General features: G+C 63.9%; 1 pseudogene. It reads left to right on the top strand.

Annotation, left to right across the window (positions count from 1 at the left end):
* A pseudogene (locus U5A58_RS40535) lies at nucleotides 1-440 on the top strand (hypothetical protein); the annotation flags it as partial.

The raw sequence follows: 440 nt of genomic DNA, 5'->3' as shown, positions 1-440 counted from the left end.
CGTACGACTCGTCGGCGCATAACAAGGTGACGCTGGGAGGTGTGGGTTCGACCACGGCGGTGGCCCTGACGAACGTGGCGAACGGTGCGCTGAACGCGTCGAGCCTTGACGCGGTGAACGGCTCGCAGCTGAATGCGACGAACCAGAATCTGACGAGCCTTGCCGGTAATGTGACGAACATTGCTGGCGACATCACGAACATCAAGGGCAAATTGGCCGATGCGGTGACGTACGACACATCGGCGCACGACATGGTCACGCTGGGTGGTGTGGGTTCGACCACGGCGGTGGCCCTGACGAACGTGGCACCGGGTGCGGTGACCGCCTCGAGCCTCGACGCGGTGAACGGCACACAGCTTTACAACCTGGCTAGCTCGACGGCAGACGCGATGGGCGGCGGCTCCACGGCAAATGGCGATGGCTCGATCTCGGCGCCGACA

Origin of the sequence: Paraburkholderia sp. J7 (assembly GCF_905220155.1) — a bacterium.
Taxonomy (GTDB): domain Bacteria; phylum Pseudomonadota; class Gammaproteobacteria; order Burkholderiales; family Burkholderiaceae; genus Paraburkholderia.
Note: the sequence above shows the minus strand (reverse complement) of the source record. Positions and strands in the feature narration are given on the sequence as shown.